The sequence below is a fragment of the Dialister histaminiformans genome (assembly GCF_900103425.1).
GTDB lineage: Bacteria > Bacillota > Negativicutes > Veillonellales > Dialisteraceae > Allisonella > Allisonella histaminiformans.
Map to the genome: position 1 here is coordinate 134,555 of NZ_FMXA01000003.1, position 18,400 is coordinate 152,954.

The 18,400-nt window shown below is 45.4% G+C and carries 9 protein-coding genes and 1 other annotated feature; of the genes, 4 read left to right on the top strand and 5 right to left on the bottom strand.

Annotated elements, in window-relative coordinates; genetic code table 11:
* Positions 1–281: 281 nt before the first annotated feature.
* The 3 genes from BLQ79_RS00710 (at position 282) to BLQ79_RS00720 (ending at position 8,848) form a co-directional block, all read left to right on the top strand.
* Complete coding sequence (locus tag BLQ79_RS00710; RefSeq protein ID WP_091362779.1) at positions 282–3,716, top strand: PD-(D/E)XK nuclease family protein; 3,435 nt, start codon at positions 282–284, stop codon at positions 3,714–3,716.
* Positions 3,709–7,554, top strand: coding sequence for a helicase-exonuclease AddAB subunit AddA (gene addA / locus BLQ79_RS00715; protein WP_159427806.1), 3,846 nt, complete (start codon positions 3,709–3,711; stop codon positions 7,552–7,554). The genes BLQ79_RS00710 and addA overlap by 8 nt, the downstream gene beginning before the upstream one ends.
* A gap of 169 nt (positions 7,555–7,723) precedes the next feature.
* Positions 7,724–8,848, top strand: coding sequence for a 5-methyltetrahydropteroyltriglutamate--homocysteine S-methyltransferase (locus BLQ79_RS00720; protein ID WP_091362783.1), 1,125 nt, complete (start codon positions 7,724–7,726; stop codon positions 8,846–8,848).
* A 217-nt stretch (positions 8,849–9,065) separates the two neighbouring features.
* Here the strand turns inward: BLQ79_RS00720 and cysK are convergent, their stop codons facing one another.
* The 5 genes from cysK to BLQ79_RS00745 form a co-directional block, all read right to left on the bottom strand.
* A complete protein-coding gene (cysK, locus tag BLQ79_RS00725) occupies positions 9,066–10,004 on the bottom strand; it encodes a cysteine synthase A (RefSeq protein ID WP_091362785.1) in 939 nt (312 codons plus the stop codon).
* 194 nt (positions 10,005–10,198) lie between these two features.
* The gene (gene cysE / locus BLQ79_RS00730) at positions 10,199–10,879 is read right to left on the bottom strand and encodes a serine O-acetyltransferase (protein WP_091362787.1); all 681 of its coding nucleotides are present in this window, start codon (positions 10,877–10,879) and stop codon (positions 10,199–10,201) included.
* A gap of 39 nt (positions 10,880–10,918) precedes the next feature.
* Positions 10,919–11,138 (bottom strand) — a binding site (T-box leader).
* Between the two features lie 274 nt (positions 11,139–11,412).
* On the bottom strand, positions 11,413–13,599 hold the full coding sequence (speC, locus tag BLQ79_RS00735; RefSeq protein WP_091362789.1) for an ornithine decarboxylase: 2,187 nt from the start codon (positions 13,597–13,599) through the stop codon (positions 11,413–11,415).
* A gap of 675 nt (positions 13,600–14,274) precedes the next feature.
* The gene (locus BLQ79_RS00740) at positions 14,275–15,195 is read right to left on the bottom strand and encodes a LysR family transcriptional regulator (RefSeq protein ID WP_091362791.1); all 921 of its coding nucleotides are present in this window, start codon (positions 15,193–15,195) and stop codon (positions 14,275–14,277) included.
* A gap of 181 nt (positions 15,196–15,376) precedes the next feature.
* Positions 15,377–16,306: a LysR family transcriptional regulator gene (locus BLQ79_RS00745; protein ID WP_091362793.1), complete on the bottom strand. Its 930-nt coding sequence runs from the start codon at positions 16,304–16,306 to the stop codon at positions 15,377–15,379.
* A gap of 584 nt (positions 16,307–16,890) precedes the next feature.
* On the opposite strand from BLQ79_RS00745, the gene BLQ79_RS00750 reads away from it, so the two are divergent.
* A complete protein-coding gene (locus BLQ79_RS00750) occupies positions 16,891–18,396 on the top strand; it encodes an MATE family efflux transporter (RefSeq protein WP_234944879.1) in 1,506 nt (501 codons plus the stop codon).
* Positions 18,397–18,400 lie beyond the last annotated feature (4 nt).

Here is an 18,400-nt window from a genome sequence, read left to right on the forward strand (position 1 = left end):
CCCCCTTCGCCCATTTCTTCTATATCACAGATGTTATCTGCCAATCACTCATACACTTTTATTTTAAACCATAATTGATAATTCTGACAATAGGCAAATTGATATTTTTCCCTCTGCTGCCTGAAATTAACCATAATATTTTCCGATATGACGGCACTTTCAGGAAGTCCCCATCACTGCATACAAATGTTCTATCATGTATAATAGCATATATGACAGATAGAAACATAACGTGATTATAAAACTGATTAGAATTCTCTATTCCCGTACAGGAGGTTGCTATGGGACTTCGTTTTATTTTTGGACCTGCCGGCAGTGGAAAAACCAACACCTGCTGCAATGAAATAAAGGACTATCTGATGCAGTCCCCGGAACATCAGGCCATTTTTCTTGTTCCTGACCAGGGAACATACCGCGCCGAATCCATGCTGGCTGCCCATATGCCCGCGCATGGATTTACCCGGGCCTCAGTTTCCGGTTTTTCCCGGCTTGGCTACCGTATATTTCAGGAAATGCATTCCAGCGTAAGTGAAACATTGCCTCCGCTGGGCCAGCAGCTGGTACTGTCCCGTATACTTTCTGAACACCGGTCGGAATTCCACGTCATTGCCCGAGCTTCTGAAAAACGTCATTTTGCTGAATCCATGACGGCTTTTTTCCATGAACTGGACACGTACCTTATTACAGAGGACCGGCTGGCTTCTATGGCAGAAGCGGAAGGAAACACGCCGCTTGGCCTTAAACTGAAAGATACCTGTCATCTGTACTCCCTGTATCATCAGTACCTTGCCAGTCATTTTAATTATCAGGGTTCTCCCTATGACCTGCTGATTCACGAAATTCCCAGATCATCGCTTATCGCATCCTCTGAAATCTGGATTGACGGATTTAACGGAATGACCCCGCAGGAAGTGCAGATTGTGTACGCACTCATTGAACATGCCCGTCAGGTTACGCTCACCCTGTCCATGGACAGCCCGGAAACAGCGGCTTCCCTTCCGGTATGGAACAGACCCTATCACTTGTATTCCATGCTGATGGAAAGATATCCGGGGTCATATGGTACCACGCTGTCCCAGGCTCCCCGTTTCCATTCGCCGGGCATGCGTCAGTTTACCCGTGACTGTCTGACATCCCCTTATGCCACAGCCAGACCGGTTCCTTCTCAGGATATCCATATACTGACCGCTGCCGATACCACCAGAGAAGCGGATGAAATCGCGCGGTGGATTGTATTTGCCGTAAAATCTCAGAAACTGCGTTATCGGGACATACTGGTGCTTCTGCGCAATCCGGAAGATTATATGGATGTACTCATCAGAAAATTCCACCAGTATAAGATTCCTGCCTTCTTTGATTACAGAGAATCCATGAACAACCACCCGCTCATCCTTCTTCTTTCCGCCCTGCTTCAGTTCCTTACGGCTGAATCCACGCATGCCGGACGCGGTTGGAGCAGAAACCGTCTGTTCCGGCTTCTGAAAAACGATCTGTTTACCGCGCTCTCTGCCAGTGAAGTGGACATGTTGGAATCCTTTGTACTGAAAAACGGAATCCGGCCCGGGCAATGGAAAAAGGAATGGCAGTTTCACACTGCCTATTCTGTAGATTCGGATACAGAAACCATAACTGAAAAAGAAAAAGCAGAGCAGGCCGTTATGAATGAGCTCCGGTCACGTCTTCTGTCTGTCCTGAATCCTCTCGCTGAATCCTGGAAGGCCAGTGTTTCGGTAAAGGATAAGTGCACCCTTCTTTACCAATGGCTTATCCATATGAAAATTCCTGAAGCACTCAGCGCCTGGGATGACGAAGAATTTAAAATATCCCGTCAGCGCCCGAGTGTACAGGTGTGGAAAAAAACAATAGCACTGCTTGATGAAATAGTCCATGTCACAGGAAATGATGCCATCACTCCGGAAGATTTCCTTGCCATGGCAGAAGACGGTTTGTCCTCTTTAACCTATTCCATGATTCCTCCTACGCTGGATCATGTCACGGTCACTACGATTGAACGTGGATATGCCTCGGAAGGGAAAATGGTATTTGTCCCAGGTATCAATGAAGGAAAATTCCCATGCCGCATTGATGACACAGGATTTATCACGGAAAGGGAAAAACAGCATATTCAGAATGAAATGGGAATTTCCCTGGGGCCTGACATGATGCGCCAGATTTACCAGGAACAGTTTTATGTCTATCTGGCCCTGACCCGTGCTTCTGACAGCCTTGTGTTGTCATGCAGCCTCACCGGCAGTGATGGCAAGGAGCTTGCGCCTTCCTATCTTCTGAAAAACATACTGCGCCGTGGATACGTGCAGACCATCGAGTCAGCTGCCGCCCCCGACAGCTATACCGAAGACCACTCCTTTATTTCCAATCCGGACCAGGCCCTTTCTCTTTTCCCTGAAATCCTCCGACAGGGAATTGCCCATCAGCCATATACCGTACCGTCAGAAACATCCGTATGGACGGCTCTGCGCAACTGGGTGCACAGCCATCCTTCCCACCAGGGACAACTGCAGGACAGGCTGCGCGCATTTTCCTATTCTAACCATGCCTCTGCCCTTGGACAGCCTCTGGCCTCCCGCCTGTTCATGAAAAATGGTCACTTTACCGGATCCATCTCTCAGTTTGAATCCTATCGGAAATGCCCCTATCGTTATTATCTGGAAAAGGGGCTGCATCTGAAACCGGTCGATCAGTCGGATCTGGACGCCCGGGATTTCGGAAATTATCTTCATGCAGGACTTCACAATTTTGGCGACAGACTGAAGCAGAGCGCACAGCAGTGGCGTGATGTATCCGACAAGGATATCCAGTCCCTGTCTACGCAGATAGCCGGAGAAATCGCACCTCGCATCAAGCACGGAATCCTCCGGTCGGATGCTGCGCAGGCCTATACAGAACATGCATTAAATGATGCGTTCTCCCGTACACTGAAGCGACTGCGTAACTGGAGCCGTCAGAGTTCATTTAATACGCAGATGCTTGAAAAACAATTCTCACTGCATCTGCAGGATGATCTGGGCAGACTTTTCACACTGCGAGGTACCATCGATCGTATGGACACCTGTGATAATGCTGCCGTAATTGCTGATTATAAAACCGGCAGCACCACAGCCAATTTGTATTCTATGCTGATTGGATATCACCTTCAGCTTATCGTATACCTCCTGGCTGTACTCAGAGAATCGAAAAACGCCCTGCTTCCGGCGGCCATTCTTTATATTTATATTTCCGGCGATACCGCGCTGTCTGCCTCTGTTCCTTCTTCCCCTGATGAACTTGATGAAATGCCCGACAAGGCGGCTCATTTTATGAGCGGTTATTTTAATCAGGACGAAGAAATCATTCAGAATCTGGATCACGCTTTTTTTCCTGATTCTGAGGATGCCCCTTTTATTCCAGTCAAGCGAACTAAGACCGGCAAGATTGCAAAAAGTGGAAAGCTGCTCACCCGGGAGGAATTTTCCATTCTGGAAGAAAAAGTTACCCAGATAATGGGAAAACTTCATGAACATATTGCCAGCGGAGATATCCCTATCAGGCCTGCCCGTCTGGACAAGCGTAACCCATGTGATTACTGTCCTTATAAGAGCATATGCCGTTTCGACCGTAAACTGGGTGACAAACCGGAATGGATAACCTCAATGAGTGACCGCGACGTAAAGCAACAACTGGATGAGGAAATTGAAAGGAGAAAGAATAATGAGTAATGTCAGATGGACAGAAGAACAGGAATCAGCCATCACTTCCCGTGACCGGAATCTTCTGCTTTCTGCTGCTGCAGGGAGCGGGAAAACAGCGGTACTGGTCGAACGTATTATCCGCATGGTCTGCGATGTGGAACACCCGGTAAACATTACCAGTCTGCTTGTCCTTACTTTTACCAAAGCAGCTGCTTCCGAGATGCGCACCCGCATTACTGACGCACTGACCAGAGTACTGGAAAATGCAGAAAAAGAGGGAAAGGAGGCTCTTTCTTCCCATGTGAGCCATCAGCTGGCCCTGATGGGCAGTGCCCATATTTCCACTATTGATTCATTCTGTCAGACTCTGATTAAGCAGTATTTTTACCGCATCCCGCTGGACCCCCGATACAGGATTGAAAGTGATTCCGAAGTACTGTATCTGATGAAGCAGGATGTCCTTTCTGATGTTCTGCTCCGGTGGTACGAAAAAAAGGAACCAGATTTTATAAAGCTTTCCGATATGCTTGCCAGCCGGTATCAGGATGGGCAGTTGCGTCAGATTATCATGAAGCTGGATTCCTTTTCCCAGTCTATGGCTTTTCCGGAAATCTGGCTTTCCCATCTGGCAGATGCCTATGAGCTGGCTCCGGACACAACCTTGTCTGACCTGGACTGGACAGATATTCTCCTGCAGGATGCCCGCATTCAGGTCACCTCCTGGTGTGATAATTACCGCCTCCTGTTCGATGCTCTGCAGCCATATGCCTCCCAGCTCCAGAAATACATTGAGCCACTAACGCAGGAATACACTCAGCTGAATCTGCTGGCCGAATCCTCCACCTGGCATGACTGGCAGACCAGAATCCAGTCTGTTTCCTTCACTCCCCGTCTGCCGGCCATCCGCCTGGGAAATATGGATAACCCGGATGAAATAAAAAATATAAAGGATGCTGTAAGTGATGCCCGGACAAAAATAAAAAAGGCTTTTGCCTCACTTCAGTCTTTCTTCTCTATCCCGGAAAAGGCCTGGATTTCGCAGATGCGGGAAACCGCTCCTCTTATCCGTGTCCTTGCCAGGCTGACACAGGATTTTCACGACGCTTACATGCAGAAGAAGCAGGAGGAAGGTATTCTGGAATTCAGTGACACAGAGCACTATGCCCTGACCCTTCTGGTTGATCAGAAAGCCAGTGGCTTTACACCATCCAGAGCTCAGCTATTTCCTTCCATAACTGCCCTGGAACTTCGAAAGAATTATACAGAAGTGATGATTGACGAATACCAGGATACAAATAATGTACAGGAAACCATTACCGCCCTGCTGAGCTCCGGTCATAATCGGTTTATGGTCGGCGATATCAAACAGAGTATCTATCGGTTCCGCTTAGCTGATCCTACGATTTTCTATGATAAATATAAGGACTATGTTGCAGAAACCGGATCCCAGAATCTTCGGATCGATCTGAACCGCAATTTCAGAAGTGACCCATCCATCCTTTATGGTATTAACTTTATTTTCCGCCAGATCATGTTTGAAGACAGTCTGGAACTGAACTATGGTAAGTCAGAAGCTCTGTATCCAGGAAGAAGCACCTGCACCGATAAAACGTACGTGGGTGGCACTATAGACATTGATATCCTGGAAAAGCCGGCCACAAAGGATATGGATGAGTCAGAGGCCGATGAGATGCAGGATGTACAGCGCATAGAACTGGAAGGTGTGCACATTGCCCACCGCATAAAGGATATGCTCACCAGAGGGCTGACTATACGCAATAAAGCCGGGGAAATACAACCGGTTTCCTATAAGGATATAGTCATTCTTATGCGTTCCATCAGCACCAAAGCCGGTTATCTGGTCCGCACACTGCAGAATGCAGGGATTCCTGCCATCTGTGATCAGAGTGATGATTTTCTGGAAACCGTGGAAGTGCGTCATCTCTGGTCACTTCTGCAGATTCTGAACAACCCGCGCTGGGATATCCCCATGACGGCAATCCTCCGTTCTTCCCTGGTCGGACTGGATGAACAGGATTTAGCCCATCTTGCCCTGACCAGAGACAGTATGCAATCCCCGGTTTCCCCCTGCCTTTTTGACGTTCTCATAAAAGCAGAATCCCCACTGCCGTCGGTAAAACAGGAAAAGGTAGCGGCCTTCCTGAAATTATTTAATAAATGGCGTTCCCTTTCCAGGCGAAACGGAGTGGCTCCGCTACTCCGCACCATTCTGGATGACACAGAATATCTGCCTTACATTGCCGCCCTGCCGGAAGGCAACTTCCGGGCTGCCCACGTTGAAGCATTCTATCAAAAGGCCCTCGCCTGGGATAACAGCAGGAATAATGGCCTGTATGGATTCTTGGACACGCTTCATCGTCTGTCAAAAGATCGCAAAAAACTATCCGCTTCTTCTGTACAGACAGAGACCGATGCGGTGCAGATTATGACAATCCATAAGAGTAAGGGATTGGAATTTCCTGTGGTATTTCTTGCCGACGCCGCCTGTCAGTTCAACACGGATGACCTGCATCAGTCAGCTCTGCTGCACAAGACAGAGGGAATAGGATTCCAGTATTTTGATGAAGAACATAAACTGCGCTGGCCTACGCTCTACTGGTACCTGTTAAAACACACCATGCAGCGAGAAAATCTATCGGAAGAAGCGCGCCTCCTCTACGTAGCCATGACACGGGCCAGAGATAAGCTGATTATCACCGGCACCGTAAAAGACGTGAAGACTACGATGAAAAAATGGAGCATACCGCTGCATGCGCGCACCACGGTTCCTAATGCCGGCTACCACAGAATGCCTCTGCATACTATAACTTCAGCTACCTGTTATATGGACTGGATTGTACCGGCTGCAGCAGTAAGCCGCTCCATGGCTACCTTCTGGGACATAATATCCTCCATACCGATATATGAAGACGAATCCGACACGCCTCCGCAGTTTGCCATTCATATCATTTCTCCTGAAGATCTCCTCCCGGAGCTGATATCTGACGACAGCCATGAGAAAGATGACGCAAAGGATATAGATGCCATGCTAAAGGACTATCTGTCACGCTCTGGTCCGGTTCCACCGTGGACAGAAAACACCTTATCCTGGAAGTATCCTCACCCCGGCTCTATCAGCACACCGGCAAAAATTACGGCCACTGCAGCCGCCCGTATGTTATTTGATCAAAATGAAGAGGAACCGCAGTCAGTGGTACTTACAGAAGAACTTACCGAAGAAGAGACATACCTCCCTTCCGGTTTTACGGAGGAACCGGCCTTTCTTGCCAAAGACCGCCTGGGCACCCACGGGGCGGCTTATGGTACCCTCATGCATAAGGTTATGCAATACCTGGATTTTAAGACGGACTATCCGTCGTCTGACTCTCTCCGTGAGGAAATTCACACGCTGCATGAACGTAATATCCTCACCGATGACGAAGAAAAAGCCATCCTTTCCCGTTCCGGATTCCATTCCCCGGTTCAGGATATCCTTGCCTTTCTTCATGGCCCGCTGGGAAAAATGGCCAGAACCTCTCTTGTTCGAAAGGAACTGCCATTCTCCATTCTTCTTCCTGCGCAACTGTTTTATGAGTCCTGCGAACCAGAGGAAAACATTTTCCTTCAGGGTGTTATTGACTGCCTGTTGGAACAGGACGATAAGCTGATTATCATCGATTACAAGACCGATTTTGCCAGAACCGAAGAAGAGCTAATTGCTCATTACGCAGTTCAGCTGAACCTGTATGCTTATGCCATACAACGCATTTATGCTATGCCGGTATCTCATATGTATCTCTGGTCTTTCCGACTGAAAAAAGCTATCCCGATTCCCTTTCATCGCCGCAATCTCCGAACCATATAAAGGATTTAGCCCATGTCTTAATGGATAAAATCATTAAGACATGGGCTTTATATATTCGTTAAAACTATATATATTCATTGAGTATTCGTATTTTTATATATTCAATAAACTTGTTATACTGAATCCATAAATTTTTGATTCTTGTTTTAATTAGTATGGAGATGTTGATATGACCAGATTAAAAGAACCACCGTTTACTCATGATATAGTAGGCTCCTTCCTTCGCCCTGCCCGTTTAAAACAGGCTCGTGCCAATGCAGAATCCGGCACCATTACCAGGGATGAACTTACCCGCATTGAAAATGAATGCATTACTGAACTGATTCATAAGGAAAAGGAAAATGGATTGTACGCATTTACTGATGGAGAATTCCGTCGTGCCTTCTGGCATCTGGATTTCATGGCCGCCCTTACCGGATGCACTACTGCAGCAGCAGAACACTGGTCCGTAGCTTTTAAAGGCCGCCAGCCTAAGGCTACCAACCTGAAAATCATTGGACGCCTTGATTTTCCTGAAGACCATCCATTCCTCAACCATTTCCGTTTTATTCATCAGTTTGAAGATACATCTCATATTGCAAAACAAACCATCCCTTCCCCATCCATGGTTCACCTTATGACCTGTGTCCGTGTCAACCCCGATTTACCGGAAGTCTATCAGAATAACGAAGATCTCTTTTTTGAAGACCTTATCAGCACATACCGCAAAGCACTCCGTGCCTTCTATGATGCCGGATGCCACTACCTTCAGCTGGATGATACCTCCTGGGGTGAATTCTGTTCCAGCGAAAAGACAGAAGCCTATCGCAAACGCGGATATGATATTCCATCCATTCAGAAAAAATATGTTCATGTAATCAATGAAATTCTGAAGGATAAGCCAGAAGACCTTACAGTAACCATGCATATCTGCCGTGGCAATTTCAGATCCACCTGGTTCTCCTCTGGCGGCTATGAACCGGTAGCTCCCACCTTATTTGCCAACTGCCATGTTGATGGATTTTTCCTGGAATATGATTCAGACCGAGCCGGCGGATTTGAACCGCTCCGCTATATTGACAACCAGATAGTTGTCCTCGGCCTGGTAACTTCTAAGACCCCAGAGCTGGAAGATGAAGACGCAATTAAGGAAAGAATCAGAGAAGCTTCCCATTATGTTCCTCTGGAACAGCTCCGTCTGTCCCCTCAGTGTGGATTTGCTTCCACCGAGGAAGGCAATATTCTGACTGAAGATGATCAGTGGAGAAAAATAAGACTTATCCGGCAGATTGCTGAAGATGTATGGAAGAAATAATCATAAAACAAATAGAAGACAGATTTCCACCAAAGGAAATCTGTCTTCTTGATGTAGAGTACAGCATACTCCTCATCATGCAGTTATCGGGCATATCCATTCAGTAAAAAAACTGAAAAACTCTCTTTCTCTATACGCCCCTCATATGTTCAGCTGGATAAAAAGGCCCTGCAGCTTGATTTTCAACCTGCAGGGCCTTTTTAATTATCACTATCTGTTATTCTGCCTTAATAAAACCAGGTGTAGAAAGATATCTATCGCCATTATCCGGAAGGATGGCTACCACGGTCTTCCCTTTGTTTTCCGGCCTTGCTGCCACCTGAAGCGCTGCGTGCAGTGCTGCACCTCCGGAAATTCCAACAAGGAATCCTTCTTTTCTTATAAATTCTCTGGCAGTGGAATAAGCTTCCTCTGTGGTAGCATTGAGAATTTCATCATAAATATTTCTGTCCAAAGTATTAGGCATAAAATTGGTCCCAATCCCCTGAATCTTATGTGGACCAGGCTTACCTTCTGCAAGAAGTGGAGAGTCTGCCGGTTCTACTGCAATCACCTTAATTTCCGGCTTCTGACTCTTAAGATAACGACCGGTTCCGGAAAGTGTCCCACCGGTACCTACACCGGCAACCAGGAAATCTACTTCTCCATCTGTATCCCGATAAATTTCTGGTCCAGTTGTCTTTTCATGGATAGCGGGGTTAGCCGGATTGTCAAACTGTTCAGGAATGAAGCTTCCTGGAATGGATGCTGCCAGTTCTTTAGCCTTTTCTACTGATCCTGCAATTCCCAGTTTAGCCGGTGTTAATACTACTTCTGCACCATAGGCAGCAATCAGCGTACGGCGTTCTACTGACATAGATTCCGGCATAACCATAATCGCACGATAGCCCTTAACAGCCGCTACAGCTGCCAGGCCAATGCCTGTGTTACCGCTGGTCGGTTCAATAATAACGCCACCTTTTTTCAGAACACCTCTCGCTTCAGCATCTTCAATCATAGAAAGGGCAATTCGATCCTTTATGGATCCCGCCGGATTAAAACTTTCCAGCTTAACCAGAAGGCGGGCTGGCAGATTTTTATCTGCTGTAAAATGTACTGGTTCCATAATCGGTGTATTCCCAATGAGTTCGAGTATGCTTCTGTAAATCTTAGACATAATAGTTTCTCCTTTTACTTCTTTACATTTTTCTGTGTTATATATTTATTACATGCCTTACCACTGTTATCCGTTCAATCTGCAGGATCGACATCGTGTATCCTTAAAAACCATAATATTTTTAATTTTCATTATATCAATCCTCCTTTTTTATAGCTGGCCGGTTCCCCACAGGATTCCGGCCTGACATGATATCAAACAGGCCCCAAATTTCCTTTCGATTCCGTCTTCAACAAAAGAATTTCCTTGCGGAGAGTATCTACCTCATGCTGAAGCTTTCCAATCTGTTCTTCAATAGGATCCGGTAGTTTATTGTGGTTAAGATCCACATCCGATTCATCATGATGATGAACCCGTTTTCCACGTTCGGCCACCACATGCCCGGGAATACCAACCACTGTCGCATATGGAGGAACTTCTTTAAGTACTACGGAACCTGCCCCGATTTTTGCTCCTTCCCCAACAGTAAAGGATCCCAGAACCTTAGCTCCGCAAGCCACCACAACATAGTCTTTCAAAGTCGGGTGTCTTTTTCCCTTCTCTTTTCCTGTCCCCCCAAGAGTAACCCCCTGATACAGTGTTACATTATCTCCTATGACTGTAGTTTCACCAATGACAATCCCCATTCCATGGTCAATAAACAATCCTTTCCCTATTCTTGCCCCCGGATGAATTTCAATTCCGGTAAGCATTCGGGCAATATGAGAAATAAGTCTGGCCAATACAAACCATTCGTGCCTGTAAAAAAAATGCCCGATGCGATAAGCCCATATGGCATGAAGCCCGGGATAACAAAGAAAGATTTCCATCCAGGATTTAGCAGCTGGATCTCTTTCCCTGACAACCCGCATGTCATTACGCAACGTATCAAACATGGTCATTCTTCCTTTCCTGCAATAAAAAAAGACCGTCTCTACAGAGACGATCTGACGCGGTTCCACTCTGATTGCAGTCATTATTAAATAACTGCCACTCAATCCGGTAACGGCGGTTCCCGGAAGCATTTACTTATTTTCAATGCCTCAGCTATCCAGATGCATTCCATCCAGGTCTGTTTCGGTGCCGACTTTCAGCCGATGATCAGCACTCTCTGAACCACATTGCCGGTGTACTTGTTCTGGTCGTTGCTTTTATTTGTTGATGTAATCATAATCGTTCTCAATCGCAATGTCAAGTAATAGATTAATATTTTTCAATTTTTCTGCGACTATCAGAATAATAAGGTTTTTCATTGCCACAAACAGCACAGCATCAACAATAGAACGGGTTACCATAACGCATCATGACAACATACCTGATCAAACAAGAACCGCTCCGCTAAATTTGATATTTTATTGCACAAAAAAGAGATGGTGAAAATCACCATCTCTTTTTAATCAGACGTCAAGTTCTAATTAACAAAAGTTAATTATTTCTTGAATGCCGGGTCATATTCCTTCTTCAGAACATAGCCGAATGCATGCTTCTTGCCATCTTCGCCTTCTTCAATGTATACGCCCTGAATTTCTGGTTCGAATCCTGGCATCTTGTTGATACCATCGAGCAGAATCTGGAAGTACTTGGTTACGGTTGGAGCCCAACGTTCACCTGGCTGGATGCAGAGCAGTCCTGGCGGGTATGGAAGAGCACCTTCGAGAGCTACGCGGCCTTCGATTTCTTCGAGGTCAACGAGTTCACCGTGACGGCCAATGAGTTCCATGTTAGCGTCATGTGGATTCATTACGAATTCTGGCATGTACTTCTTCAGGAACAGCTTCTTCATAATGGTAGAAGTTGCATGTCCCTTGTAGAAGTCGTGCATGTACTGGCACAGCTGACGAATTGTCCAGCCTGCATATACGTCTTCATGAGCGTAGTAAATGTTCGGCAGTACCTGTTCCAGCGGAGCATCTTCATCAACCAGTTTTTCGAACTTGATGAACTTAGCAACAAGGTCATCATACATGGTCATGTCGCAGCCCGGGGTCGGGAGGAACAGAATATCATTCAGGTCGCACTTTTCCGGAATAATTCCGTTATCGCGGAGGAAGTTAGCGAGAATGTTGCCTGGAATACCGAAATCATCATAGGAACCATCTTCCTTGATGCCGCAGGTTACGAACTGAAGCTTCATCGGATCGATGAAGTACTGGCCTTCTGCATAGCCATCGAATCCGTGCCACTTAGCACCTGGTTCGAATGCCCAGTAAGCCATATCGTTGCCCATCTTTTCGGTGTCCCCTTCTTCCCACTTCTTGCCATGAACTACCGGCGGAACGAGTGGACGGAGGTAATGGCAGGTACGCATTACAGTCTTACGTACTTCGATTACGTCGTGGAGGCACTGCTTCCAGAGGTAACGGCCAGCTTCACCTTCCTGCATCTTAGCGTTTACGTCGAGGCAGGCAAACAGTGGATAGTATGGGGAAGTGGATGCATGCATCATGAAGGAGTTGTTAACTACCTTGTGGTGTACATAACGATCCTGGCCCTTGATGTGGCTATCCTTCTTATGAACCTGGGATACCATGGAGAAACCTGCCTGCTGCTTATGAACAGACTGGGTAACAAAGATACCCGGGTCTTCCGGTCCGAGATCGAGGAGCAGCGGGCTGCAGTCCTTCATCATCGGAATGAACTGCTCGTAACCAACCCATGCGGAGTCGAAGAAAATGTAGTCGCAGAGGTGACCAATCTTATCAACTACCTGACGTGCATTGTAAATGCAGCCATCATAGGTGCCGAGCTGAATAACTGCCAGACGAATTGGTCTTTCAGCCTTAGCTCTTTCCGGATCACGTTCAGCTACGAGGCCACGAATGTAGTCTTCATCGAAGCAGTGAGCCAGAATACCACCGATGGAGCCGTAGGAGTTACGGGAAGTTTCGAGGTATACCGGGATACCACCCTGTTCTACGAGAGCGCCATGGGAAATGGACTTATGATTGTTACGGTCGTAAAGAACGATGTCGCCTGGTGCAACTACTGCGTTCAGAACTACCTTGTTAGAAGTAGAAGTACCATTCAGTACAAAGTATGTCTTATCAGCGTTGTAAACCTTAGCAGCATGCTGCTGAGCAGCCAGTGCCGGGCCCTGATGAATCAGAAGGTCGCCCATTGCAACGTCGGCGTTGCAGAGGTCGGCTCTGAACATGTTTTCGCCGAAGAAATCATAGAATGCATGACCAGCTGGATGCTTGGTGAAGTATGCACCACCATGATGACCTGGGCAGTCAAACTGAGCATAGCCCTGTTCTACGTACTTAACGAGTCCCTTGAAGAATGGCGGGAGCATGTTGTCTTCGTACTTAGCTGCTGCAGATTCAATCTGGCGTTCATAGAGTCCGCGGTTAACTTCTCTAAGATCCATTACACGGAATACCTTCTTGAGAACGTCATCGCTAGCAACGGTATTTTCTACCAGTACCAGGAATACTGGAATACCAAATGCTGCAATCTTTGGTTCTTCATCAAGAATAGCGGTATCAGCATCAGTAATTACGATGGCTGCAACGTCGGTGAAATCAGTATCGTTAATACCAACGATTTCACGTTCAGTTACCGGGTTAAGAACGGAATAAGCTTTGTCTGAATAAGCAAGTTTAAAATGCTTCATCAATAAAGACCTCCTACTAAAATAGTGGACATATCTCACGTTTGTGTGCACCCAAACGTAAAATATTTTATTTCATGAGGTATCCCTGAAGGGAACCTCACGTTTACAAGACCATTTTAATATAATCCAAGACATTAAACCAATATCATTTACGACTTAATCATATTTTTGGTATTCTTTAATACTATATTAGAGATTATATTGACTTATTATTCCTAATTAGATATCTTAATTGTTATTTCACCAATTCGAAATGTTGATTTTGTTATTCCATAAGATTTTTTTGTTAATGTTTAATTTATTTATTACTTTATCTTGCTAAAGATATTCGATGTTATCTTACTTTATTGTACATTTTTTCTTCTCATCAACTTCATTCAACTTTTTGTTTTTGTGTAAATTTTTCCTTTTTTCTCCCCTGTTATCCTGGTTTTTTATCGCATTTATGTTATATGTGTTTTATTGATACTTCTTTTGTTGTTTTTATTTTATTTATTAGTTTATATTCTATTTATTAATTGGCCACTCTTTTCCTCCATCGAAAAATCCGGGGAGTTCTTCACTCTTACCGGATTTCCTCATTCTGACCCAATGCATCCTGCCCGATGCACATGTCATCATACTCTATTTATTTATACTATATTATAGTACCTTTATTTCTGTATTTTTCCTGATTTAATTTCTCATTGCTTCGGCAGCTTTTGCCCTTGCATATCCTACGAAATAATTGATTATATAATCTTTCAGTAGTATCGCCGGCTTGGACAGAGGTACACTGCCATCCCAGGTAAGCGTTATATATTGATAACAGCGTGGATAGGATACCGGTACCAGAACTATATGTTCACTGTTTATATTGCTCCATGTAATCTGAGGAACCATGGCTATCCCCAAACCGGCACATATGAACTCTCTCACTGTCATTAAACTGTCACTTTCCAGATCCACGCGAGGGGTAAAACCAGCCATCTCGCAGTAATAATCAGTAATTTTCCGCATATTCTGTCCTTTATGAAGACATATGAACCCATCATCTATAAAATCACTGAGCCGCACAGACGGATGTTGCGCCCGGGGATCATGTTCCGGAAGTGCCATAAGCAGTTCTTCCCGAAAAAGTGTCACTGAATGTTCATTTGTCACCGGTTTAATTCCACTGGTTAGTCTCAGATTGCTGTTCGCTCCGGAAATGGCACTTGTTCGCTGTTCTGTTCCACGCAGAAGTAATTCAAAATTAATGTCCGGATACGACTTCCTGAACTCTGCCAGAAACCCCGGCAATATCTGAGATGCCGCATCAACAATCAGTCGCACGGTTAGATTTTCCTTCGCCTTCGCTTCGGCTATCTCCTCAAGTGCCTTATTAAACTCATCCAGAACCCTGTTCACATGACGCAATAAATCCTCTCCGGATCTCGTCAGTGTTATATTTCGACCACGACGCCGAAATAGTGCTATATTGAAATCTTTTTCCATTGCGGAAATTGTCCGGCTCACGGCCGGCTGTGCCAGCTGCAACGCTTCTGCAGCCCTGGTTACGTGCTCAAGTTCGGCGACTTTCTGAAAACACTGCAGTACATCTATTGTGAGTTTCATAATCGCTCCTCCTTTGCACAAACCAGGGATTGCCTGCTATCCAATCCGTTCCCTGATACCCTGTCTGATAAAAATACGGAAAAAGAGGTTGTGAAAAATAACTTCTTGTTTTTGCACAACCCCTTTTATGTAATGATCGGTCAGGAACCATAATATCCATTCTGGCAATCCCCTGCCTGAATCAGATTCTTCCAATGGTACTGAATTGCTTTGCTGCATAGCTTTTAGCAAAATCAGCAAAATGATCAATAATATATTTTTTGAGCTCCATGGCTGGAGCAGAGAGCTCCTTATCCTTGTCCCAGGTAAGGCTTATATATCGATAGCATCGAGGTGAAGCAATAGGTACCAGTACCACATGCTCTCCTCCCACTCCGCCCCAGGTTATCTGCGGAACAAAGGATATTCCCAGTCCGGTTCTGATAAATTCCTGTACTGTTTCCGGGCTGTCGCTTTCCAGGGCCACCTTAGGCATAAAACCAGCCTTACGGCAGTAAAAATCAGTTACCGTGCGCAGACTCTGTCCTGTGTGAAGGCAGATAAAGCTGGCCTCTGAAAAATCACTCAGATTAACAGACGGCATATTGGCATGCGGATCCGTATCCGGTACAGCCAGCATAATTTCCTCTTTAAAGAGTGTAACTGAATGGCCATCATCAAGCGGCTTGATATTGGACCGCAGGGCCAGATCAATTCCCTTCTGCATAACCTCCGCATCCTGCTGCAACGACTGAAGAAGAATTTCAAGGCGTATATCCGGATGCTTCTGACGGAACTCCATAAGGAAAGACGGTACCATTTTAGATGCTGCATAAAGAGACAGCTTAACCGTCTTATGTTCTGCCTCTTCTGCTTCCCGCAATTCCTTCTTAGCCAGTTCCATCTCCTTCATTATAAGGTTGACATGGGCAAGAAGAATCTCTCCGTACTTAGTCAGTACTATATTGCGTCCCCGATGATCGAACAAAGGAACATCCAGTTCTTCTTCCAGTGACTTTATAGTACGGCTTAAGGATGGCTGTGCCACGTGGAGAGCTGCTGCTGCCTTTGTCATATGCTGCAATTCTGCAATTTTCTGAAAATACGATAATGAGGTGAATGTAATCTTCATAATACCTCCACTAAAAACAACCCTCCATATAATAAGAAAAATGAATAAAATCAAGCACTTCTCGCTGACAAGCTGAAAGTACAGTCATGATTTTCCATTTTTCTGAATTGTCATTCTAATCTTAAATTATATTCTTGCATTAATACATTGTATAACAATTATATCATGAACCCTCATTTTTAAAAAGTCAGTCGACCATATATTCTTATAGAAAAACATTAATTTATTGGATAATTCTCAAAGATCCCACGTCTTCTGCAAAAGGCACCGCTACATTTTGCAAACTATAGAAAAATATGATATTATATATATAGATAATTTCAATATACTTTTATTGTATATATCTATTACAAAATGACAGAAAAATAAATTAATTCTTGGCAGAAAGGAGCGAGAACTATGTGGAATGCAAAGAGTACGTTTATTTCTCTGGTTGCCAGCATTTCGTCCAAAGTTCCTGCTCTTCACAGGAGAACCATCCAGCCACCTGATGTACGGAACCTCTTCTACGAATAAATGCGGTAACTTCGCATTTATTATTTTTTTGCTTTAATTATATATTCCATATACAGGTGAATTTAATCATGTTTAACTCCATCCATCGCCATATGACTCAGCTTATGAAGGTGATGATTCCGATTCTGATCGCTCAGACTTCCGTTGTGGGAATGAATTTTATCAACACAGCCATGAGTGGTCACGCCGGTGCTGACGATCTTGCCGGTGTATCCGTAGGAGCCGGTCTCTGCTACCCGCCATTAGCTGCCAGCGTAGGTCTCCTCATGGCAGGAACACCGATGCTTGCCCAGCTGAAAGGCCGCAAAGACAGAGGCGGAAATATCCCTATGGTTGTCCGCACGGGACTGCAGCTTGGTCTTATCGTCGGCCTTACCTTCATCTGCAGCTATTTTCTGTTTATCAATTCTCTTATGGCCTCATTGAACCTGACGCCATCGGTTGAGCATGTTGCCAGGGGGTATCTCCTGTTCATGATGGGCGCAGTCTTTTTTGAAGCACTGGTCATTCCACTTCGCGCCCTTACGGATACTATCGGCAATACAGCAATTTCCATGAAACTGTTTCTGCTGGCACCACCTATCAATGCCTGCTTCAATTACCTCCTTATTTATGGACATTTTGGACTTCCAAGATTAGGCGGTATCGGCTCAGGTATTGCCAGCATGCTTACCTACCTGGTACTGTTTCTGCTGTTCTTCCGCATTGTGTGGACCGATTCCCGTTTTCAGGGCAGAAAGATTTTCTCCGGATTTCATACTAAAAAGAAAATCTGGAAAGAATATCTTTCCCTGGGCCTCCCCAATGGACTGGGAATTTTCATGGAAACATCCCTCTTCGGCTTAATTATTATTTTCATAGCTAAATTCGGGACCACGGTACTGGCTGCTTACCAGGTAGCCAATAATTTTTCTTCCCTGGCCTATATGTTCCCACTGTCCTGCTCCATGGCTTTAACGATTTTGGTCGGGACTTCAGTCGGTGCGGAAGAATATGCAAGAGCCCGCAAATTCCGTTTTGCCGGATTACTGCTCTCTCTTACGGGTTCCACACTTACATTCCTTATTACTATTTTCCTGCGCAAACAGATTGCCTCCATTTATTCCGGAGACATTGACGTTATCACCACGGCAGGACATTTCCTGATTTATGCCGCTATATGGCAGATTTTTGATGCAGTGGCTGCTCCAATCCAGGGAATTCTCCGTGGATATAAGGACGCACAGGTCCCATTCCTGCTCATGCTGATTGCATACTGGGGCATTTGCTTCCCTTCCAGCTTATTCCTGGATAAAGTATTCGGAAATGGTGCTTTCTCCTACTGGCAGGGGATGGATTTCGGCGTATTCTGTTCAGCTGTACTGGTTACTCTTCGACTGATTTATATTGAAAAGAAATTCAGACGTATCGAACAGGAAACACTGAACGATCCGGATAATGAATCGACATGGCCACGGAATAATCTCCAGGCTGCACCGGTTCAGGATGTTTTAGCATCACATAAGAATGCTCCACTTCATAAAATCTCTCGGCACGGAACCAATAAACCACCAGAGTGTCATGAAGTTCCTTAGCAGC